Annotated in this window: 19 protein-coding genes; 13 read left to right on the top strand and 6 right to left on the bottom strand. The window is 38.4% G+C overall.

The window, feature by feature from the left end; genetic code table 11:
• Positions 1-163: 163 nt before the first annotated feature.
• The gene (locus N0B48_RS21220) at positions 164-2,944 is read right to left on the bottom strand and encodes a bifunctional aconitate hydratase 2/2-methylisocitrate dehydratase (protein ID WP_259841340.1); all 2,781 of its coding nucleotides are present in this window, start codon (positions 2,942-2,944) and stop codon (positions 164-166) included.
• Between the two features lie 499 nt (positions 2,945-3,443).
• Between N0B48_RS21220 and N0B48_RS21215 the strand changes: the two genes are divergently transcribed.
• The 8 genes from N0B48_RS21215 to N0B48_RS21180 all read left to right on the top strand — a co-directional run bounded on the left by N0B48_RS21215 (position 3,444) and on the right by N0B48_RS21180 (position 12,812).
• Positions 3,444-4,157: a WG repeat-containing protein gene (locus N0B48_RS21215; RefSeq protein WP_259841338.1), complete on the top strand. Its 714-nt coding sequence runs from the start codon at positions 3,444-3,446 to the stop codon at positions 4,155-4,157.
• Positions 4,158-4,558: 401 nt separating this feature from the next.
• Positions 4,559-6,697 (top strand): TonB-dependent receptor, encoded by a 2,139-nt coding sequence (locus tag N0B48_RS21210; protein WP_259841336.1) that lies wholly within the window; start codon positions 4,559-4,561, stop codon positions 6,695-6,697.
• A gap of 138 nt (positions 6,698-6,835) precedes the next feature.
• On the top strand, positions 6,836-7,585 hold the full coding sequence (locus N0B48_RS21205) for an HU domain-containing protein (protein ID WP_259841334.1): 750 nt from the start codon (positions 6,836-6,838) through the stop codon (positions 7,583-7,585).
• Entirely contained in the window at positions 7,573-8,124 is a 552-nt protein-coding gene (locus N0B48_RS21200; protein WP_259841332.1) for an acyl-CoA thioesterase, read from the top strand. The genes N0B48_RS21205 and N0B48_RS21200 overlap by 13 nt, the downstream gene beginning before the upstream one ends.
• 36 nt (positions 8,125-8,160) lie before the next feature.
• Positions 8,161-9,090, top strand: coding sequence for a 2-hydroxyacid dehydrogenase (locus tag N0B48_RS21195; protein ID WP_259841331.1), 930 nt, complete (start codon positions 8,161-8,163; stop codon positions 9,088-9,090).
• 216 nt (positions 9,091-9,306) lie between these two features.
• On the top strand, positions 9,307-10,569 hold the full coding sequence (locus N0B48_RS21190; RefSeq protein ID WP_259841329.1) for a serine hydrolase domain-containing protein: 1,263 nt from the start codon (positions 9,307-9,309) through the stop codon (positions 10,567-10,569).
• Between the two features lie 22 nt (positions 10,570-10,591).
• A complete protein-coding gene (locus N0B48_RS21185; protein WP_259841327.1) occupies positions 10,592-12,349 on the top strand; it encodes an Ig-like domain-containing domain in 1,758 nt (585 codons plus the stop codon).
• Positions 12,350-12,353: 4 nt separating this feature from the next.
• A complete protein-coding gene (locus tag N0B48_RS21180; RefSeq protein ID WP_259841325.1) occupies positions 12,354-12,812 on the top strand; it encodes a heme-binding domain-containing protein in 459 nt (152 codons plus the stop codon).
• A 313-nt stretch (positions 12,813-13,125) separates the two neighbouring features.
• Here the strand turns inward: N0B48_RS21180 and N0B48_RS21175 are convergent, their stop codons facing one another.
• From N0B48_RS21175 to N0B48_RS21155, 5 genes are all read right to left on the bottom strand, one after another.
• Positions 13,126-13,644: an NUDIX hydrolase gene (locus N0B48_RS21175; protein ID WP_259841324.1), complete on the bottom strand. Its 519-nt coding sequence runs from the start codon at positions 13,642-13,644 to the stop codon at positions 13,126-13,128.
• A 42-nt stretch (positions 13,645-13,686) separates the two neighbouring features.
• Entirely contained in the window at positions 13,687-14,601 is a 915-nt protein-coding gene (xerD, locus tag N0B48_RS21170; protein WP_259841323.1) for a site-specific tyrosine recombinase XerD, read from the bottom strand.
• A 6-nt stretch (positions 14,602-14,607) separates the two neighbouring features.
• Positions 14,608-15,030, bottom strand: coding sequence for a deoxycytidylate deaminase (locus N0B48_RS21165; RefSeq protein ID WP_111958590.1), 423 nt, complete (start codon positions 15,028-15,030; stop codon positions 14,608-14,610).
• A gap of 43 nt (positions 15,031-15,073) precedes the next feature.
• Positions 15,074-15,841, bottom strand: coding sequence for an enoyl-CoA hydratase/isomerase family protein (locus N0B48_RS21160; RefSeq protein ID WP_259841321.1), 768 nt, complete (start codon positions 15,839-15,841; stop codon positions 15,074-15,076).
• Between the two features lie 104 nt (positions 15,842-15,945).
• A complete protein-coding gene (locus N0B48_RS21155; RefSeq protein ID WP_259841319.1) occupies positions 15,946-17,433 on the bottom strand; it encodes a catalase in 1,488 nt (495 codons plus the stop codon).
• 132 nt (positions 17,434-17,565) lie between these two features.
• Here N0B48_RS21155 and N0B48_RS21150 point away from each other — a divergent pair, with 132 nt between their 5' ends.
• The 5 genes from N0B48_RS21150 to N0B48_RS21130 all read left to right on the top strand — a co-directional run bounded on the left by N0B48_RS21150 (position 17,566) and on the right by N0B48_RS21130 (position 22,292).
• The gene (locus N0B48_RS21150; RefSeq protein WP_259841317.1) at positions 17,566-18,516 is read left to right on the top strand and encodes a LysR substrate-binding domain-containing protein; all 951 of its coding nucleotides are present in this window, start codon (positions 17,566-17,568) and stop codon (positions 18,514-18,516) included.
• 230 nt (positions 18,517-18,746) lie between these two features.
• Positions 18,747-20,027 carry a methionine adenosyltransferase gene (gene metK, locus N0B48_RS21145; RefSeq protein ID WP_259841316.1) on the top strand — a complete coding sequence of 427 codons (1,281 nt, stop codon included), beginning with the start codon at positions 18,747-18,749 and terminating at the stop codon, positions 20,025-20,027.
• 84 nt (positions 20,028-20,111) lie between these two features.
• Positions 20,112-20,603 (top strand): hypothetical protein, encoded by a 492-nt coding sequence (locus tag N0B48_RS21140; RefSeq protein ID WP_259841314.1) that lies wholly within the window; start codon positions 20,112-20,114, stop codon positions 20,601-20,603.
• A gap of 198 nt (positions 20,604-20,801) precedes the next feature.
• The gene (locus tag N0B48_RS21135) at positions 20,802-21,392 is read left to right on the top strand and encodes an RNA polymerase sigma factor (protein WP_034726967.1); all 591 of its coding nucleotides are present in this window, start codon (positions 20,802-20,804) and stop codon (positions 21,390-21,392) included.
• A 204-nt stretch (positions 21,393-21,596) separates the two neighbouring features.
• Positions 21,597-22,292 (top strand): YjjG family noncanonical pyrimidine nucleotidase, encoded by a 696-nt coding sequence (locus N0B48_RS21130; RefSeq protein WP_259841311.1) that lies wholly within the window; start codon positions 21,597-21,599, stop codon positions 22,290-22,292.
• Positions 22,293-22,375: the final 83 nt, after the last annotated feature.

The following is a 22,375-nucleotide window of genomic DNA, read 5'->3' as shown; positions in this document are numbered from 1 at the left end:
TAAGAAAAAATGGAATTTCATGTCTCAATTTCATGTAAAATAATTCTTAACCGGTCTTAAATGGAAAGGTTCTAAACAAAAATTGAAAGATTTTAAATCCCTCAGGACTAAAATCTTTCAATTATATTATTTTTAAAAAGTCCTGAGACTTCGTTACATTCTATTAATGTCCAACCTGAACCAACTCCTTGATTGGTGGAGCAAACTTAGTCAGGTCAATACCTTCAACAGCTGCTTTGTATTCGTCGATATTAGGAATTCTTCCGATGATCGCTGAAAGAACAACAACCGGAGTTGAAGCCAGTAAAGATTCTCCTTTTTTACGTTCAGAATCTTCAACCACTCTTCCCTGGAAAAGACGGGTAGAAGTTGCTAGTACTGTATCTCCTTTAGCCGCTTTCTCCTGGTTACCCATACAAAGGTTACAGCCAGGACGCTCTAGATACATCATGTTTTTGTATTCAACACGTGCTTCGCCTTTTGGAGCATTATCATCAAATTCGAAACCTGAGTATTTTTCTAAAAATTCCCAGTCTCCTTCTGCTTTTAATTCATCGATGATGTTATACGTTGGAGCTGCTACTACAAGAGGCGCATTGAATTCTACCTTCCCTTGCTGCTTTTCGATGTTTCTAAGCATTTGAGAAACAATCTTCAAATCTCCTTTGTGAACCATACAAGATCCTACAAACCCAAGATCTACTTTTTTCTCTCCACCGTAGTAAGAAAGAGTTCTGATTGTATCGTGAGTATATCTCTTGGAAACATCATCATTGTTTACATCCGGGTCAGCAATCATTGGTTCCACGATGATATCAAGATCCACAACAACTTCAGCGTAATATTTAGCATTAGAATCCGGAGTTAAAGCAGGTTTCTCACCTGATCTGATCTCTGCAATTCTCTTATCTGCTTTATTGATCAATCCCTGAAGAACCTGGTTGTGATTATCCATACCCTTATCGATCATAATCTGGATTCTGCCTTTTGCAATTTCCAGTGATTCAATCAGGGTTTCGTCTTCAGAAATGTTGATAGAAGCTTTTGCCTTCATTTCTGCAGTCCAGTCTGTAAAAGTAAATGCCTGGTCAGCAGGAAGTGTTCCGATGTGAACCTCAATGATTCTACCCTGGAATACGTTTTCTCCTCCAAACTGCTTAAGCATCTGAGCTTGAGTCGCATGAACCACATCACGGAAATCCATGTGTTCTTTCATGTTTCCTTTGAATGTTACCTTCACCGATTCAGGGATTGGCATAGATGCTTCACCCGTAGCCAATGCTAGTGCTACAGTTCCTGAGTCTGCTCCGAAAGCAACTCCTTTAGACATTCTCGTGTGAGAGTCACCACCAATGATGATCGCCCACTCGTCTATGGTAATATCGTTAAGAACTTTGTGAATTACATCAGTCATGGCGTGGTATTCACCTTTCGGGTCACGGGCTGTGATCAAACCGAAATCGTTCATAAATTTCATTAGTTTCGGAATATTAGCCTGAGCTTTTTTATCCCATACTGAAGCGGTGTGACATCCGGATTGGTAAGCACCGTCAACAATCGGAGAAATCACCGTTGCTGCCATTGATTCCAGTTCCTGAGAAGTCATAAGACCTGTTGTATCCTGAGATCCAACGATATTAACTTCTACACGAACGTCAGAACCTGCGTGTAATACTTTTCCTGGTGTAGAACCCACAGCATTTCTGTTGAAGATTTTTTCAACGGCTGTAAGACCTTGTCCTTCGTGAGAAATCTCTTTAGATGGGGCGAAAACAAGAGGAGTATCTATTCCTAAAAGTTTTGCAGCAAAAGTCTGAAGCTTTTTACCGAATACAATAGCGTAAGATCCACCGGCTTTGATGAATTCCATTTTCTGAGGCGTGAATGCCTTAGCAATGTCAATCAGCTCCTGATCGCCGTTATAAAGTTTTTTTGTTTTTGTATTGATGGTAAGAACAGTTCCTGTAGCCACAGAATATGCTTCTTCAAGAATCGGCTCTCCTGCTTCGTTACGGATTGGCTGTCCGTTCTCATCCAGTTTTTTTACCCAGTTTTTAAGGTCAAGACCAATACCACCGGTAACATCCACTGTAGTAAGGAAAATCGGAGAAATACCGTTTGTTCCTCCAACAATTGGAGCAATATTCACGAATGGAATGTATGGGCTTGCTTGTTTTCCAGTCCATAAAGCCACGTTGTTTACCCCTGACATTCTGGATGAACCTACACCCATCGTACCTTTCTCAGCAATAAGCATGACGCTTTTGTCAGGATGTTGTGCCTGTAAAGCTTTGATTTCTTCCTGTGCCTGAGGAGTGATCATGCATTTTCCGTGAAGTTCACGGTCTGATCTTGAGTGAGCCTGATTACCCGGAGAAAGCAAATCAGTTGAAATATCACCTTCACCAGCGATAAATGTAACGACTTTAATTTCTTCAGCAGCTTCCGGAAGTTTAGTAAAGAACTCAGCCTTTGCATAGCTTTCAACGATTTCCTGTGCGATTTCATTACCGCTATTGAATGCTTCCTTCAGACGGGTTGTATCCGCTTCATAAAGGAAAACCTGTGTCTTAAGAACGCTGGCAGCCTGTTTAGCAATAGAAATATCATTACCTAAAGCTAAATCCAGTAATACCTCAATGGAAGGACCTCCTTTCATATGAGATAATAACTCAAAAGCATACGCCGGGGTTATTTCTTCTACTACGGATTCACCGAGAATGATCTCCTTTAAAAATTGAGCTTTCACACCCGCTGCACTGGTCGTTCCCGGTAAGGTGTTGTAAATGAAAAATTGAAGAGAATCCGATCGGTATTCGTTGCCTGAGTCTTTAATTTGTGCGATGATTTCGCTTAATAATCCGGCACCGTCAATTGGCTTTGGATGAAGCCCCTGGTTTTTTCTTTCCTCAATCTCTTGGATGTAATCCTGATACATATTCATAATAATAGAAGTCTTTTAAAATTTTAAAAGTAGAGTCAATACTGCTATTCTTAACAGGGTTATAAATTACAATAAAACATTTAAAGTTGCCGCGGCAAAACGACTATAGTAATAAACAACATCATCTACCTCCTTAAAAAATGTGAGATAATGTTCAGTTTTGAAGTGAAATATAGATGATCTCTAATAGAAGTGTACGTAGTTTACCTGCGGTTTGTCTTGTTGAAAAAACTCTCTTTGGGTAAGATTTATACACCTTTTTGACAGCGTGACTGCCAAAAATTATATCTCCAAAACGTTTTTAAATTATCAAACACTTAAAAAGTGTTCCCAAATTTACGGATTTTTAATATTTTTTATACTCTAAATTATTTAGATTCTTTATAAATATGATTTTGATAATTTCTATTTTTGGCCGTAGTTTTGCACGCAAATGGTGAATATGAAAAATATCCTGAATTTTTTATGCGTATTTATTTCGATTTTCATTTTTTCTCAGATGAAATCTGTGAAAAAGCTACCGGTTAAAAATGCAACGAAATCCGCAGTAAAAAAGGCGCTTTCGGTTACTAAGCCGAACCCGGATCTTGTAACGATTCATCAGGATCTTCCTGTCCTGATCCCGAAAAAGGAGAATGGTAAATTCGGATACGTCAATCAAAATGGTAAATTCATCATCAAGCCTGAATATCATATCGCGGTCTTTTTTTATGAAGACTGTAATTTGCTGAACTCTCCGAACCTCAAAGCAAGAAAATTTGGAAGCGATGACTATGCAACAGTAGAAAAAGATATGATCTCTTACCGCGTAGACAAAACAGGAAAAAGAGTGTATCAGTTCAAAGATGCTGATCTGGGTAAATGTAAATTTGGAGACTATAAACAGCAGGTTTATCAAGCCTATGTTCTGAATGGTTTTTATGGAATCATTGAAAAAGCTAAATTCGTGAACGCAGCGGATTACAGACAATATCAGATCTATCCTCAGTATCAGTATTTATTTATCATGGAAGGTGACGACACCTCAAACCCGATGATCGTAGCTTCCCATAACGACAGATTCGGAGTGATTGATGTTAATAATAAAGTGATTATTCCTTTCGAATATTCCAATATCAAAAGAAACTTCAGCTGGAAACTAGGGAGAATGTTTGAAGTCACAAAAGACGGGACGAATTATTATTATATTGATGTGAGAAATAAAACGTATTAATGGTGGTAGGCAGTTAGCGATTGGCTTCTGGCTTTTTGAAATGTGGAGAGAATGAATCTTCAACGTTTAAAAATCTCGCGCAGATCAGGCAAATTAAACAGATTTGTATCGTTCAACTAATCTCTATAACCCGGAATCCCGAACCTCGCATCTCAAAACCCCGAACCCCGTATCCCGAAAACCCGTATTTTTTTTGTAATTTCGCGGCTGAAATAAAGGGGTGCTTTAACAGGCTGAGATTATACCCAATGAACCTGGAACGGATAATGCTGTTTAGGGAAGTTAAAAATGAGCAATAGGTAATGAGCAATGAGTAATTGTCAACATATTACTTATTACCGATTACTGATGACTCATTATAATCCGCCCCTTTTATTCATTAAATTTTAAAGATTTATAGAATGAAGGGATTATTTTTTTTAGGGCTTACCGTAGGCTCTGCAGCCTTTATCCAGGCTCAAAATAAGGATTCTCTGAAGATCAGGGAAATTGAAGCGGTCAGTTTTACAAAAAGACTGCCCGTTGCTAAGGAAATCATCAACGTACAGAAAGATGTAGACAGCAGAAATCTGGGCCAGGATCTTCCGATCCTCCTGAAAAATCAAACTTCCATTATCTCTACTTCTGACGCCGGAAACGGGGTGGGTTATACTGGATTTAGGATCCGTGGGGTAGCCGGAAGAGGGATTAATGTGATGATGAACGGAGTTCCGTACAATGATTCTGAAAGTCAGGGAACTTTCTTTGTGAATGTTCCGGACCTTACAAGTTCAGCCTCACAAATCGTGATTCAGAGAGGGGTGGGAACTTCCAATAATGGAGTTTCTGCGTTTGGAGCGAGCATTAATGTGATCTCTAAAGAACCGGATGAGAAAATGTATTTCAAGACGGATGACAGTTATGGCTCATTCAATACCTACAAATATTCAGCGGAGGCAGGTTCCGGAAAATTCTGGAAAAACAGACTTTCGGTGATGGGTAGATATACAAAAATTCATTCTGATGGATATATTGACAGAGCTTCCTCCAATCTGGATTCTTACAACTTCACGGCATTGTTTGAAGAAGGAAAAACAAGGCTTCGTCTGATGGCTTTCGGAGGAAAAGAAAAAACATATCAGGCCTGGAACGGGATAGACCGACCGACTTGGGAAACGAATCCAAAGTTCAATTATTCAGGACAATATACAGATCTGGTTACCGGAGAAGAGAAGTTTTATGATAATGAGACGGACAATTATAGACAGAATCATTATCAGCTTTTATGGGAGCAGAAATTTAATGATAACTGGAGTTTAGAAACCACACTTCATTATACAAAAGGAAGAGGATATTACGAAAACTACAAAAGAGTGGATGAAACGGATGTAGAAGCCACACATTATTCCAATTATAACCTCTTGGTGCCTATAGTGAATGGCGCTCCGGTAGAAATAACTGATTTTATCAGAAAAAAATGGCTGGATAATGATTTTTACGGTGCGGTTTCCACATTGTATGGAAAATTGGAGAATGTAGATCTTAATTTCGGTGTGGTGGCTAATCAGTATTACGGAAGACACTTTGGAAATGTGACCGGAGTTTATTTTCCGCAAATCAATGAGTATGAATATTACAGAAACCGTTCTGTGAAAACTGAATTCGCAGGTTTTGCAAAAGCGTTGTGGAGAACGGGAGAGCACTTTGAATTCTTTGGAGATCTTCAGCTTAGAAATATTGATTACGATACAAAGATTCTGGCAGCAGGAGATGGGGAAGGAGGAAACCTTGATAAAAACTGGCTTTTCTTTAATCCAAAAGCTGGTGTGAATTATAAAATAGGAAACGGAAAAGTCTTTCTTTCCTATGCCCATGCGCAGCGTGAGCCCAACAGAGATGACCTGATGAGTGACAACAACGTGAAAGCTGAAAAACTACACGATTTCGAAGCAGGGATTGAAAAGCAGTTTGGAATTGTATCGGTAACGGCCAATCTATATTATATGTACTACCTGAATCAATTGGTATTGAACGGCCAATTGAACAATGTAGGAGCATTTATCAGAACAAACTCAGGGAAAAGCTACAGAAGAGGGATTGAGATCGGAGCATTGGCTAAACTTTCTAAGCAATGGGAAGTAACCGGGAATGTCAGCCTTAGCCAGAATGAAAATCTTGATTTTAATATAAAGAATAAAGGAGTTCTTCAGAATCTGGGCGATACCGAAATATCATTCTCCCCGAATGTTATCGCCAATCTGGGTTTGAAATTCAATCCTAACAAAAACTTCCAGTTTGCTTTAATGAATCAATACGTTGGAAAGCAGTATCTGGATAATACAGGGGATAAAAACCTGCAGTTGAAAGATTATTTCTTAACTGATTTTAATGCCCAGTATCATTTTACCATCGCCCATAATGATATCGCTTTAAAATTATTGGTGAATAATCTTTTCAACAAAAAATATGTAAACAATGGTGCCGTTTACAGTGGCGATCCATATTATTTTTCACAGGCAGGAACTAATTTTATGTTTGGGATTAGCTGGAAAATTCAATAATCTGTAAAATAATTTACCAAACAGGTTTTAATACTTTCAATTTTATACATATTTATCAAAAGACTGTTTCGGCAGTCTTTTTTTATATCCGTTAAATCTCTTCAAAAAGTCACGAAAAAATTATAAATTTGCTGCCAAATGAATATTTCAGCTTACATTTTAGAATATCTGAAACAATTTGGAACTGTGACGGTTCCGGGCTTCGGTGTGTTTTCGCTTAAAAACTCCAAGGCAATTATTAATTCTGAGAACGGAAGCATCCTTCCGCCCGCCAGCGAGATTGTTTTTGCGGTGGATTATGAGATACAGTCTGATGAACTGGCAGCTTTCATTGCGGCGCAGAAGCAGATGTCTCTGGAAGCATCCAAAAGTGATCTGAAGATCCAGACCGATTTTTGGAAGAAAAAACTTCAGGCAGATCAGGTTCTGGACATTCAAAACCTTGGATTCATCAATATTGAAGAAAATCATACCCATTTCAAAGGGAAAAGAATAGAATCGGGACATCCGGATTTTTACGGACTCGAAGAAATCAGGATTTCGGATATCAATAACGGTGAAAAAATAAACACCGCAGTCAACAGGGAAAAAGATTATCAATTCAAAAAGACGATTCTCTGGATTTTCCTTCTTGTGATTCCTGTTCTGGGAATAATATATTTAGCCTTTACCCAACAGGAACTTCTTTTCGGAAAAAAATCTTTTGACAAGGTTTCTGTACAGACTTCTACGCACAGAATTGCAAAAGATACTGTAAAAGCTATCGTTGCTCCTAAAACAGCAGTTTCGGATTCCCTGAAAAAAGATTCATTATCAAAACCTGCCGGGAAAGTTGTAAAACCAGTTCCGGCCGTTCAAAACAACACTAAGACTCAATGGCAAAAGTAAAAAAAGCGTCAGAATCCCTGACCATCATGACCAATATTGTTCTTCCGAACGAAACCAACTCTTTAAGAAACCTTTTCGGAGGTGAGCTTCTGGCAAAAATGGACCGTTGTGCTTCCATTTCTGCAGCCAGACATTGTGAAAGAAGAGTAGTAACGGCATCAGTAAATCACGTTTCTTTCAATCATCCTATTCCTGAAGGTGGAGTAGTAGTCCTGGAATCTAAAGTATCCAGAGCTTTTTCAACTTCAATGGAAGTGTATGTAGATGTATGGTTGGATGACCCGATCAATCAGAAGAAAATTCATACCAATGAAGGAATTTATACTTTCGTTGCGGTAGATGAATTCAACCGTCCTATTCCAATCCCGGATATGATCCCGGAAACAGAAGAAGAAAAACTGAGACATGCTGCGGCTATCAGAAGAAAAGAACTTTCCCTTATTCTTTCCGGAAGAATGAAACCTCTTGACTCTATTGAACTTAAGAAATTGTTCCAGGAGCCGGAAGAAACAAAGGATTCAAAGAAGGATAAGAAATAAAATAACGTTTTTATTATAATCATTCGTGTTTAAAAAATGAAAATTCTCCTTTTAGATAAAAACCATCCTCTCATTACAGAGCAGCTTCTGGCTAAAAACTTTGTGCTGGAAGAGGATTTTACGTCTTCCTACGATGAGGTTTGCCATAAAATTGAAAATTATGACGGAATCATCATCAGGAGCAGAATCCCTTTGGATAAAAACTTTCTTGAAAAAGGGAAAAACCTGAAATTCATTGCCAGAGTAGGAGCGGGAATGGAAAATATTGATATTCCTGTTGCGGAACAATTGGGAATACAGTTAATCAATTCTCCTGAAGGCAACAGAGATTCTGTAGCGGAACATGTTGTGGGAATGTTGCTGATTCTCATGAATCGTCTTTTCATCGCTTCCAATGAAGTGAAAAACGGAATCTGGAAACGTGAAGAGAACAGAGGTGACGAGTTGCTTGGAAAAACGGTTGGACTTATCGGGTACGGAAATATGGGAAAAGCTACTGCAAAAAGATTCTCAGGATTCGGTTGTAAAGTCGTTTTCCATGATATCCTTCCTGGTCTTGCTGATGAGTATGCTTCTCAGGTCAGTCTGGAAGAACTACAGCAGTCTGCAGATATTGTAAGTCTGCATATTCCGCTTACTTCTGAAACCCACTATCTTGTTGATGAAAAGTTTATTTCAGTAATGAAAAAAGACTTCTATTTTGTCAATACGGCAAGAGGGAAAAATATAGAAACTAAATATTTAGTTGATGCTTTAAAGTCAGGGAAAGTAAAAGGTGCCTGTCTGGATGTTCTCGAATATGAGAAAGCATCCTTCGAAAACCTGGAAACAGAAAACGAAGATCTCAAGTACCTTCTGGAATCTGAAAAAACAATTGTAACCCCGCACATTGCCGGCTGGACGCATCAAAGCAAGGAGAAGCTGGCACAGGTGATTGTAGATAAAATAGTAGCATCATACTGCTAAACCAAGAGCAATTTTGAAATTATCCATGTCAAGGTTTTAAATATTGACATGAATCACTTAGATTATAAGAGAGCTGAGAAGGGCAATTAATATTTGCCTGCTCAGCTCTTTTTCTTTTTTCTCTTTCTTCTTTTATGTTAAATAATTCATAATGTACGTTCCGGAGTGAGGATTTATTTTGAGTTTTATTAAATTGCTGCTCATTTTTTGATACTCATGACGACGCGTAATTTACTACTTATTGTAACTGTTTTTTTATCCCTTATCTCTTGTAAAAAAGATGCTGATTCCAAAAAGAGTTCAGCAGAAAATACAACCAACCTTCCGAACTATGGAAACGTAGATCTGAATAGTGTTTTTACCAAAGCTGACAGCCAGCTTGGTGACAAAGGAATAGTCACGGGGTATATTGATCAGTATTATAAAAAAATCTGGGAAGGAGGAGACCTGAGTGGTGGAATCCTGGTAGCAAAAGGAGACGAAATTCTGTATGAAAACTACAGAGGTTTCGGAAGAGAAGGAAACCAGATGCCGATCGATAAAAATACGCCGCTTCACGTGGCTTCCGTTTCAAAAACTTTGACGGCCATGGCGATGTTAAAGCTGGTAGAAGCCGGAAAAATTAAACTAACGGACCACCTTACCCAGTATTTCCCTGGATTTCCTTATCCGAATGTTACCGTACAAACCTTACTGGATCAGAGAAGCGGTCTTCCGAAATACGAGTATTTTATCCCTAAAATACAGCCGGCTCCGGCGGAACTTTCAAAGTCTTTCATTACCAATCAGGATGTTCTGGATATGATCATCAAGTACAAACCGGATCTTGCAAGAGATACGGATACCGGTTTTATGTACTGTAATACTAATTTTGCGATGCTGGCTCTCCTGATCGAAAAGATTACAAAAACTCCTTTTCCACAGGCGATGAAGGAAATGATATTTCAGCCTCTGAAAATGGAGCACACGTATATTTTCCAGGAAAAAAATATTCCTACGGCGGCACAGTCTTTTTATTACGGCGGAAACAGATTGTATCCATTGGACAGACTTGATCTTATTTATGGAGATAAAAATGTGTACACCACGCCGAGAGACCTTTATAATTTCTCAAAAGCCATGTATTCAAAAGATTTCTTAAAATCTGATTTGATGCAGATGGTTTTCACGCCGTACAGCAACGAAAAGTCAGGAATGAATAATTACGGACTCGGTTTCAGGATGAAAATTTTTGATAATGGGGAAAAACTTACCTATCACAACGGTTGGTGGCACGGGACGAATTCTGTATTTGCGCATCTTCTGAAATCCAAGGTGACCATCGTAGCCATTGGAAACAGATATTCAAATAAAGTATATACCGCCCTTTCATTGTCAGGATTATTTGAGGATTTTCCTGCTCAGAAAGATAAACTCCACAGTGTAATGAACGACAATAAAGATACTTTGAATGCCGGACATGAAGTTTTTGGAGAATAATGTTTAATTTTGTTAAACATATATGAAAAGACTTCTTCTATTATTCGTTATCTGTTTTCTTGTACACTCATGTGCAAGAGTGGGGGCTCCCGTTGGTGGCCCGAAAGATACTCTGGCTCCAAAGTTTTTAAGTTCAAATATTGATACCACAAGAGTCAATGTGAAAAGAGACATCCACGAGCTCAGACTGGATTTTGACGAATATATTACCTTAAAGGATATCAATAAAAACCTGATCATTTCTCCGCCTATCAAAAGTATAAAGCGGATTCTTCCTTCCAATATTGCCAATAAATACGTGATGATCCAATGGGAAGATACGCTTCAGGCGAATACAACCTATAATTTCAACTTCGGAAACTCTATTGCAGATAATAATGAAGCGAATATTCTCCGCTATTTCAATTTTGCTTTTTCTACGGGAGATAAATTGGATGATTTATACATCAGTGGTGATATCATTGATGCGTCGGCGATTAAAAAGAAACAGGGCGAAAATAAGCTTGTAGTAGGCCTTTATCAGGTAAAGGATACCATTAATTATAAGCAGAAACCGTATTACATCTCAAAGGTGGATGAAGATGGGTATTTCGAGCTCAATTATCTGACAAAGGGAAAATATAAGATCATCGCCTTTGAAGATGAGAACAGTAATTCCGTGTATGATCCGGGGAAAGAAAAAATTGGTTTCCAAAAAGACCCTGTAGATGTTGAGAAATCTATTTCAGGATTAAAATTAAAAGTATATCCGTCCAAAAAGCCTCTGAAATATGTTGAGATGAAAGAAAACCCAGGCGGAGTGGTCATGACATTTGAAGGGAATCCGGAAAGTGTGAAAGTAGCTTCTGTAAACGATAAACTTAAAGATATAAAATTCACTCACCGTCCGAAATCAGATACCGTAAGGATTTGGTTTGATCCGGTGAAAAGCGATGTAGGGCAAACCGTCACTGAGAACCTTAAATTCAGTTACGATACCGGCACTAAACAGGATACCGTATCCGTCTTCTACAAGTACAATAAGAAAAATGCAATGGATCTTGAGAATGATAACGGTGGTCCAGCCTTAGCCCCGAATTCTGATTTTAAGATAAGATCCGGTTATATCATTGATAAGATCAGCCCTGAAAAATGGATATTGAAGAGCGATAGTTTAACCACTCAGGAGTTTACTGCAAAAATTTCAGAAACAGATCCGTACCAGATCATGATTCATTCAGATTTTGTACCGGGTAAAAAATATCAGCTTACCGTTCCGAAAGAAACCGTTTCATCTTATTATGCTAAAAATGTACAGTCAAAACGTTTTGATTTTGAAGCAGAAAAGATAGATCAGTTCGGAAGTCTGGCGTTTACCATTCAGAATGCGCCGGAAGCCAGCTATTGGATTCAGCTTCTGGATGCTTCGGATAAAGTCGTTTATTCAAGATATACCAAAGGGAACAACGTGAAATTTGATATCCTGAAACCTAATGAATACGTCGTCAGGATACTGGTAGACAACAACGGAAATAAATTCTGGGACGTCGCTGATTTCGAAACGGAAACCCCTGCGGAAGATTCTTATGTCTTCTACAAAAAAGCCATTGTAAGGCCACTTTGGGAAACCAAGGAAGACTGGGATCTTAAAGACACCAGAACACTGGATAACCCTAAAGGAACTGTTCCTAAACCTGCAGATATTCCGACGGAAGAAACCCCGAAAGAAACTGTACAGAAGGAAGTAAAAAAAGAACTGAAATCAGAATCCGGAAACGCAGTACTGACACCGGTAAAATAGACGTATGAAAACGGTAAAAAAAGTATTGTTCTGGACATTGGTTGCTTTTGCGCTGATCCAGTTTATTCCTATTGACAGAGTGAATCAACCTGTTGATAAAGCAGCTAATTTTGTGGAGGCAAAGAAAACCCCGGAGAAGATCAGGGATTTGATAAAAGGAGCCTGCTACGACTGTCATTCCAATGAAACGGTATATCCTAAATATGCTTATCTCGCACCCATTTCCTGGTCTGTAAAAAGCCACGTGAATGAAGGCAGAGAACACCTCAATTTTTCTGTTTGGGGAACTTATAGCAAGGAATTAAAAGAGAGTATGCTGAGCAAGGCGATTCAGACGGTTCAAAGTAAAACGATGCCTATGCCGGGCTATATTGTGTATCACAAAGAAGCCAATCTTTCCGAAGCCGAAAGAAGCCTGATGGTTCAGTACTTCGAAGAGATGCTGAAATCTAAATCTTACTAAAAACTGAGTTCGGGTTAAAATGTTTTTTTAGATACCAGATTTCAGACATCAGATTTCAGATGTGAATTGGAGATTTGAGATTTTTCCCGGGAATTTTATCAGCTCAGTACGTTTCGGGATGCGGGTTTCGTGGTTTATACCAGGGACAAACTGTTACACCCATATACTTTCAACCCCCAAATTCCGTGACTTCCATCCTCCATCTTCCCACCTTTTAATCTTAACTTCTTATCCAAAAAAAATCCCACAGATATCACAAGCCACACCGTATTATTAAAAATAGCTGTGATTTTTGTGAGATCTGTGGGAAATATTATAAGTTTTTATTCACATATTCCTCAAAAAACTTCTTCTGAGAATCAAAAGCAATGTCATTAAGATCCAATGTACTCAAAGGAATCCAGACTGCTTCTGATATTTCAGAAAGCTCAAGACTGACCTCAAACTTTTCCTCAACTGTATATTCGTAAAAGAGATCGATGGTATTGTAATCAATTTCCTTATACTGATAGACATTCGGAAGGCTGGTCAGGTACTTTAAATTTAAAATATCCACATCAAGCTGAAGTTCTTCGAAAAGCTCTCTTTTGCAGGTTTCCTCAGCACTCTCCTTCGGATCTACGAAACCACCGGCCAGATCCAGTTTTCCCTTTTTAGGGTCCCTGTTTCTTCTGGTCAGATAGATTTCGTCACCACATCGGATAACAACGGCTACTGCGCCGGCTACGTTATTGTAAAGGGTAAACCCGCATTCAGGACAGCTCCATTTCTTTTCACCGTCCCAGTGAAGCGTTTCTTTGCCACAGCTTGGGCAATATTTCAATAATTTCATCTGTTTATCATTATTTTTTCAAAATCCAGATGGAACTTCATATCACTGAGCAATATTAATATTTCTCGGGTGATAATTCAGGATCACATCCCGAAGTTCTTCTGTCTTCAGATGGGTATAAATCTCCGTAGTGGTAATACTGGAATGTCCCAGCATTTCCTGAATATAACGAAGGTCTGCACCATTCTGTAAAAGGTGTGTGGCAAAAGAATGTCTGAACGTATGTGGAGATATTTTTTTGCTTACTCCTGCTTTGTCTGTAAGTTCCTTGATGATCAGAAATACGATCACTCTGGACATAGATGTTCCACGGCTGTTAAGAAACAGCGTATCCTCATACTTTTTATTGATCTTATTGGTAGAACGGACCTCGTTGATATAGGTTTCCAAAAGTTCTGCAGTATAATCTGCCAAAGGAACGAAACGCGTTTTATTGCCTTTTCCGTTTACTTTGATATACTGTTCTTTGAAATTGATGTTCGAAATTTTAAGGTCAATAAGTTCGGAGACACGTAATCCGCATCCGTATAGAACTTCAATGATACAATGATTTCTCTTTCCGAGATCAGAATTGGCCTCGATGGCTGCGATAATCTTGTTGATATCCAGCAGGCTCAAGGTGTCAGGAAGATATAATCCCAGTTTCGGGCCTTCAAGCAATGATGCAGGATTGTCTTCTCTGAACTCGTCCTCAAGAAGAAACTTGAAGAAAGCTTTTATAGAAGAAATCCATCTTGCCTGAGATCTTTCGCTGAACTTCTGTTTGGAAAGATTGAAGATATATTCCTGTAAGTTTTCATAGCCTATAGCATCCGGACCGACGTTTTCCAGATCCACTATGGCATAATCTTTTAATTTTTTGATGTCTCGAATATAGGCATCGAGAGTGTTTTCTGAAAAATTTCTTTCAAAACGAAGAAATATTTCAAAATCTTTGATCTTTTCATCCCAAGTCATTTGTGCTTATTTTTTTAGTTCACAGTCCGATATTTGTTCTATTTCAATGTTATGGTTTCTCAAGAACGCTATCCCATCGTCGTCTGAATACTCATTGATATACACAAGTCTTGTAATTCCTGCCTGCAGAATCAGTTTGCTGCATTCTTTGCAGGGCGACAGCGTTAAATATAACGTGGCACCTTTTGCAGACTGAGTGGAAGCGGCCAGCTTTAATATCGCATTGGCTTCCGCATGAAGTACATACCAGTGTGTTTTCCCCTCTCCATCTTCACAGCAGTTTTCAAACCCCGAAGGCGTTCCGTTGTAACCATCTGAAATAATCATCCTATCTTTTACGATAAGTGCTCCTACCTGTTTTCTCTTACAGTAGGATAGTTTTGCCCACTCCTGGGCCATTTTTAGATAAGCTTTATCAAACTTATTCATACCGCAGCATTAGTTTTTTTCGAAATAATTTGGATTAAAAATCTTAGAAGTTGGGCTTTCTTTTCTCTAGGAAAGCGGTAACTCCTTCTTTCTTGTCTGCCAGGTCAAAAAGTTCCCCGAAATACTTGATTTCAGATTCAAAACCTTTATCCGTATCAGACAAGTTGACGGCTTGGATGGCCTTTGATATAGCCATTGGTGAGTTGTTGGCTATAATACTTGCTAATTCTTTTGTTTTGGTTAATAATTCTTCAATAGGGTATACTTCATTCACCAATCCGATTTCCTTTGCTCTTTGAGCAGGAATCATTTTGGCAGAGAAGATCAGTTCGTTGGCGATGCCTTTTCCTACTAATTTAGGAAGTCTCTGTGTTCCTCCATAACCCGGAATCAATCCCAAAGTTACTTCCGGAAGCCCCAGTCTTGCATTCTCTGATGCATATCTGATGTGGCACGCCATAGCAAGCTCTAAACCACCTCCTAATGCAAAACCGTTTACGGCCGCAATCACGGGTTTAGATGTATTTTCAATTTTGTTGAACAGGCTGTTTTGCCCGTTTCTGGCCAGTTCTTCGGCTTTTTCCTGTCCAAAATCACTGAATTCTTTTATATCTGCTCCGGCTACAAATGATTTTTCTCCGCTTCCTGTTAGAACAATTGCTCTACAGGTAGTGTCAGCGTTCAGTTCATCTATGGCCGAACCAATTTCCTGAATAGTTTTCGCATTTAAAGCATTTAAGCTCTGTGGTCTGTTGATCGTTATAACGGCAATCCTGCCTTCTTTTTCTAATAATATATTTTCGTAACTCATTTTTCCACTTTAAAATATTATTTTCTGCAAATTATAAATTTTTTACAAAAAAAAGGAAAAAATATTGGTTTTTTTTCCTTTTAATTGATTTATCTTTCAAAATACTATTTCGAATGATTCATCATATTTGCATCTATATTGACATGAAGCTGAGATGCCACTTTCATGCCAAGTTCAATATTAGTCCTGAAAAAGTGACATAACTGACGGTTGATGATCTCATCTTTTTTCGGTCCGGTGATTCCTTTCATACTTCCAACAATATTGCTGATTAGGTGTTCTCTGTCTTCAGCGGTCATAGATTTTGTATACAGTAACCCGGGTTGGGTATAATGATCGTCGTCGTTTTCGTTCCTGTTGTAGCTGGCAACATGGGCACTGTCCAGCTCATATTCGTAATTCTTATAAGAAGGATCCGGCTTTACTTCATCAAAACTGTTCGGGAAATAATTCGGTTTGTCCTGGTATTCACTTGAATCTGCCATGAAACCATCTCTCTGATAGTTGTTGACGGCAAAAGGGCATCGGTTCACTTCCAACTGGTGAGCATTGACTCCCACTCTGTATCTGTGGGCATCAGGATAAGAGAATAATCTTCCCTGAAGCATTTTGTCCGGAGAAAAACTTATTCCGTTAATCAGACTGCTTGGTGAAAAAGTAGATTGCTCTACGTGTGCGAAATAATTAACAGGCACTTCATTGAGCTCCATTTCTCCTACTTCGATCATCGGGAAATCGTCATGGAACCAAACCTTCGTTACATCAAAAGGATTCCATCTGAAGTCTTTTGCCTGCTCTTCTGTCATCACCTGGATAAACATCGTCCATTTTGGGAAGTCTCCGTTTTCAATGGCGTTGCAAAGATCTTCCTGTGCAAAGTCAGGATTTTCTCCGGCCATTTTTACCGCTTCAGCATCGGTGAAGTTTTTAATTCCCTGTTTTGTTATAAAATGGAATTTCACCCATACTCTTTCATTCTTATCATTGATCATCGCGAAAGTATGAGATCCGAATCCATGCATATGTCTGTAGCCGTGAGGTGTTCCTCTGTCTGACATTAAAATAAGAACCTGGTGAAGAGATTCCGGATTGTGGCTCCAGAAATCCCACATCATTGTGGCACTTTTTAAATTGGTTTTCGGGACTCTTTTCTGGGTGTGAATAAAATCCGGGAATTTTTTAGCATCCTTAATAAAGAATACCGGTGTATTATTTCCAACCAGATCCCAGTTTCCGTCTTCTGTATAAAATTTTAAAGCAAAACCTCTGGGATCTCTTGCCGTGTCTGCACTTCCTTTTTCTCCGCCTACGGTAGAGAAACGGGCAAACATCCTGCATGAGTTTCCAACTTTTGAAAATAATTTGGCTTTGGTATACTGGCTGATGTCATGAGTCACTGTAAATGTTCCATAAGCGCCGCTTCCTTTGGCATGTACAATTCTTTCAGGGATTCTTTCCCTAACAAAGTGCGCGAGATTTTCCTGAAGGATAAAATCCTGTAGCAGGACAGGCCCTCTAGGACCTACGGTTTGTGAGTCCTGGTGTTCAAAATAAGGAGCGCCATTGCTTAGCGTTAATTTTTTAGAATCCATAGAGTTATGATTTGTATGATTGATTTACCTTGTAAACTGTCTTATGCAGACGTATGAAATATCAAATTTACTTGAATTTTTGATTACTAATAGCAAAAACATTTTATCTTTGTAATAGATAATATTAATCAGATGAACATTCAGCAACTGGAGTATCTTATCGCTGTAGATAAGTACAAACATTTTGGTAAAGCTGCTCAGGCATGCTTTATTACGCAGCCCACGTTAAGTGCGATGATACAAAAATTTGAGGATGAACTGGATGTGAAGGTGTTCGACAGAACTACACACCCGATCCGTACTACAGATGTAGGGCTTCAGATCATTGATCAGGCAAAGGTAATTATAGAATCTGTCAATGAGCTGAAAAATAAAGCGAATCTTCTGAATAATATTTTAGGAGGAACGATCAATTTAGGAATCATTCCTACCGTTTCATCTTTCATTTTACCAACAGAGATCTTTAAGTTTTTGGAAGACAATCCGAAAATTCAGATGAATGTGAAGGAAATGACCACAGATAATATTATCAAGGCCTTAAAAGCCGGTGAACTGGATGCAGGAATTATTTCTACACCATACGACACGGCTGATGAATTCTATCAGGATTTCCTTTTCAATGAGGAACTGATGATCTACAGCTCCAATACGGAAGCTAATAAAAAGAATTCTTATATCATTCCTGAAGAGCTGAACGTTGAAAAAGTATGGCTTCTGGAGGAAGGAAACTGTCTGAGAAATCAGTTCGAGAATATCTGCCACCTAAAAGAAAATACTTTGAAGCCTAAAAATCTTGATTTCCTGGCTTCCAATATTCAAACGTTGGTGCACATGGTAGATAAGGTAGGAGGAATCAGTATTCTGCCGGAATTGGCATTGAGTCAGCTTTCTGATGATCAGAAGGAGAATGTGTTCAGATTCAAAAAACCTTTCCCTTACAGAGAGATCAAGATCATCTATTATAAGCCAACTTTTAAGCAGAAGATCATTGATGAATTGTCTCATTCTATCAAGAGTTCTTTAGAGAAGAAGCTTAATTATCACATCAACCCGAAGGAGTTTGTGAGCATTAAACCGCAATGAACTAAGAAGTCCGCAAAGTGATATAAATCATTAATTTTAAGAAAATTATAATTAATAAGCAAAAATTTTGAGTATTAAAAAAATAGTACTTAAATTTGCAGACGTTTATAAACGAGGAAAAATTTGACCTGATTGCAACCTCTCTAAAAATATGCTAAAACAGTATTCTTTTTTGGGCAATTTATTCTTATTTTTCTTCACTTATTTTAATCTAAAAAACAAAGAATAATATGTCTTATCTATTTACATCTGAATCCGTTTCAGAAGGACATCCGGATAAAATTGCCGACCAAATTTCCGATGCATTAATCGATCATTTTTTAGCATACGATAAAAACTCTAAGGTAGCTTGTGAAACCCTTGTAACTACAGGACAGGTAGTACTTGCGGGTGAAGTGAAATCTGACGCCTATCTTGATGTTCAGACTATTGCAAGAGACGTTATCAACGGAATAGGCTATACTAAAGGAGAATATATGTTTAATGGTGATTCTTGTGGAGTAATCTCCGCGATCCATGAGCAGTCTCCGGATATCAACCAGGGGGTAGACAGAGCAGTAAACGACGAATCTTTCGAAGCTAAGGCAAACGCACAGGGAGCTGGTGATCAGGGGATGATGTTCGGTTATGCAACCAACGAGACGGCTAATTATATGCCTCTTGCTTTAGACCTTGCCCACACCATCCTTAAAGAACTTTCTGTATTGAGAAGAGACGGAAGCGAAATCGCTTACCTGCGTCCTGATGCAAAAAGCCAGGTGACTATTGAATATTCTGATGACCACAAACCGGTAAGAATTGATTCTATCGTAGTGTCTACACAGCACGACGATTTCGGAACTGAAGAAGCAATGCTGAACAAGATCCGTGAAGATATCAAAAGTATCCTGGTTCCAAGAGTAATAGCTCAGCAGACTGAAGAGATCAAAGCATTATTCAATGATCAGATCAAATATCACATCAACCCTACAGGGAAATTTGTGATCGGTGGTCCTCACGGAGATACAGGTCTTACAGGAAGAAAAATCATCGTAGATACATACGGAGGAAAAGGAGCTCACGGTGGTGGTGCTTTCTCCGGAAAAGATCCTTCAAAAGTAGACAGAAGTGCTGCTTATGCTACAAGACACATTGCTAAAAACCTAGTGGCTGCAGGAGTAGCTGACGAAGTTTTGGTACAGGTTTCGTACGCGATCGGTGTTGCTGAACCTTGTGGACTATACATCAATACCTACGGAACGGCGAAAGTAGATCTTAACGACGGTGACATTGCTAAGAAAGTGTCTACCATCTTCGATTTAAGACCTTATGCTATCGAGCAGAACTTAAAATTAAGAAACCCTATCTATCTGGAAACGGCTTCTTACGGACACATGGGGAAAGAGCATTATACAGCTGACAAAACATTCAATAAAGGTCAGAAGAATGAAATTACCCTTACAGGACTTGAGTTCTTTACCTGGGAAAAACTTGACAAAGTAGAAGAAATTAAAGCCGCTTTCGGTATTTAATTTTTCTTCAGAAATAATAAATAAGGCTGCTTTATCTTTGGGTAAGGCAGTTTTTTTTAATTTTACACCTTAAATAATTTAGAGATGATGAATTTTAGAACTGCAGCTGCTATACTATTTGTATTTTTCCTGAGCATAATGACAAAGGCCCAGTACACCATGCATAAAATGGTTACTGTGGGGTATACCTACCAGAACCAGAGCTTTGGAGAAGTTGGGGGCAAGTTGCTTTTCCTGAAGAATGATGATGTGATATACAGGTTGGGTGGATCTGCTTTGATGGGTTCAGCCGGTTCCAAATTTGCGATCATGCCGAAACTGCAGGCTGATGTCATGCTGAATTTTGAGAAAAATGTAGACTTTTATCACTCCTACTATCTTCTGATCGGTGCGGAGGGAACCAATAAATATATCGCTCCGAAAATAGGAGTTACACTTTTCGGGCTTTTGGATCTGGCGGGGGGCTATGCTTTTCCGATCGGAGAGGCTCGTTTGAACGGAAAAGAGATGAAAGGTTTAAATATTAATTTAACATTAAATATCCCTACTGTCTTTATTCATGATATGTTTAAATAAGTTTTTTTACATTTTTATCGTAAAAATTTAATAATTGCTTAACAGTTATTAAAAAATTATTATATTTACACCATATAATAATTGTACCGCCTATTGATTTTACTTTACTCCAAAAAACTGTTTTGTATTTACAGCTAGGGCCAGATAGAATATCTGGAGAATTGCTGGTCTGCAAATTTTTTATTATTGAGAAGAGTTATGAAATCAAAAACGGACAGCCTACTAATTTCCCTTTACCAGAAAGGAGACGAAGAAGCCCTATCAGCCCTTATTCATCGTCATCAGAGAGAACTGTTTACATTCATTTTTTACAAAATTAATGATGAAGACCTGGCCAATGATGTTTTTCAGGATACATTCATGAAAATCATCCTGATGCTGAAAGAAGGACGGTATAACGAAGAAGGCAAATTCATTCTTTGGGCAAAAAGAATCGCACACAACCTTATCATCGATCATTTCAGACTGAAAGCGAAAAACGTTAAAGTTTCGGAAACCACTTTCGAAACAGACGAGTATTCTATTTTTGATCTGATCAGAGAACCATCGGAAAACATTGAAGATCAGCTGGTGACCCTTCAGATCCAGGAAGATCTTTTGAGGATGCTTCAGTTTCTGCCGCAAAACCAGCAGGAAGTTATTAAACTAAGGTTTTTTGACGGGCTAAGCTTCAAAGAAATTGCGGATCACACCAATATGAGTATCAATACCACATTGGGCAGAGTACGCTACGCACTCATCAACCTGAGAAAAATCATGGACGAAAATAATATTGTATTGACACGATAGGATAATATTTTTAAAAAATTCACGTTTAAAGGAAAACATGCTTTCGCCTATGAAAAAAAATGATTCCTTAAAAGTGAAAACTTTGAAACCTAAGAAACAAACAATTGATTTTTTACTGAATTACTCAAAAAGTCTTGAAGTGGTACAAACCAAAAACAAGAATTTCCCGATTTCCAAAAATTAAATTGAGTAATTTTGTGCTGTATGAAAATTCAGCACATTTTTTTTGACCTGGACAATACTCTCTGGGATCACCGTAAGAACGCTTATCTTACCATCAAAGACCTTTTTGAAAAGCAGGAAATCACTTTACATTATCATATTGACTTTGAAAGCTTCCATACCATCTATCACGACATCAATGAAAGTCTTTGGGAGAAAATCAGAGACGGTCTTATCGATAAAGAATATCTGAGGAAGCACCGTTTCTATGATACATTCAAACATTTTGGAGTGGACGATGAAGAGCTTTCCCAATTCTTCGAGGAACATTTTCTTGATAAAATCCTTAATCACAACGAGCTGGTAGAAGGAGCAGAATATATTCTGGAATACCTGAAATCCAAACACTACACGCTGCATGTCATTTCCAACGGCTTCAAGGAAGTAACGGAAAGGAAGTGTATTCTATCCGGAATTGATAAATACTTTAAAACCATTACCAGCGCCGATTCTATAGGGGTGAGAAAACCCAACCCGAAGATCTTCGAATATTCTCTCGGACTGGCAGAAGCCACTAAGGAAGAAAGCATCCTGATCGGAGACGACTGGATCGCAGATGTGGTAGGTTCTCAAAACTATGGCCTCGATGTAATCTTCTTTGATGTATATAATGAAAATAAGCAGGAAGAGGGATTGAAGGCTATCACTCATCTTTTACAGATTAAAGAATACTTATAAAATATACAGTTATCAGTACTGTTAAAACTGATTTTTTGAACCATTAAGATGATTGACGGTTTTAAGTTTAATTAAGATAAATC

Origin of the sequence: Chryseobacterium herbae (assembly GCF_025154075.1) — a bacterium.
Lineage (GTDB): Bacteria > Bacteroidota > Bacteroidia > Flavobacteriales > Weeksellaceae > Chryseobacterium > Chryseobacterium herbae.
Note: the sequence above shows the minus strand (reverse complement) of the source record. Positions and strands in the feature narration are given on the sequence as shown.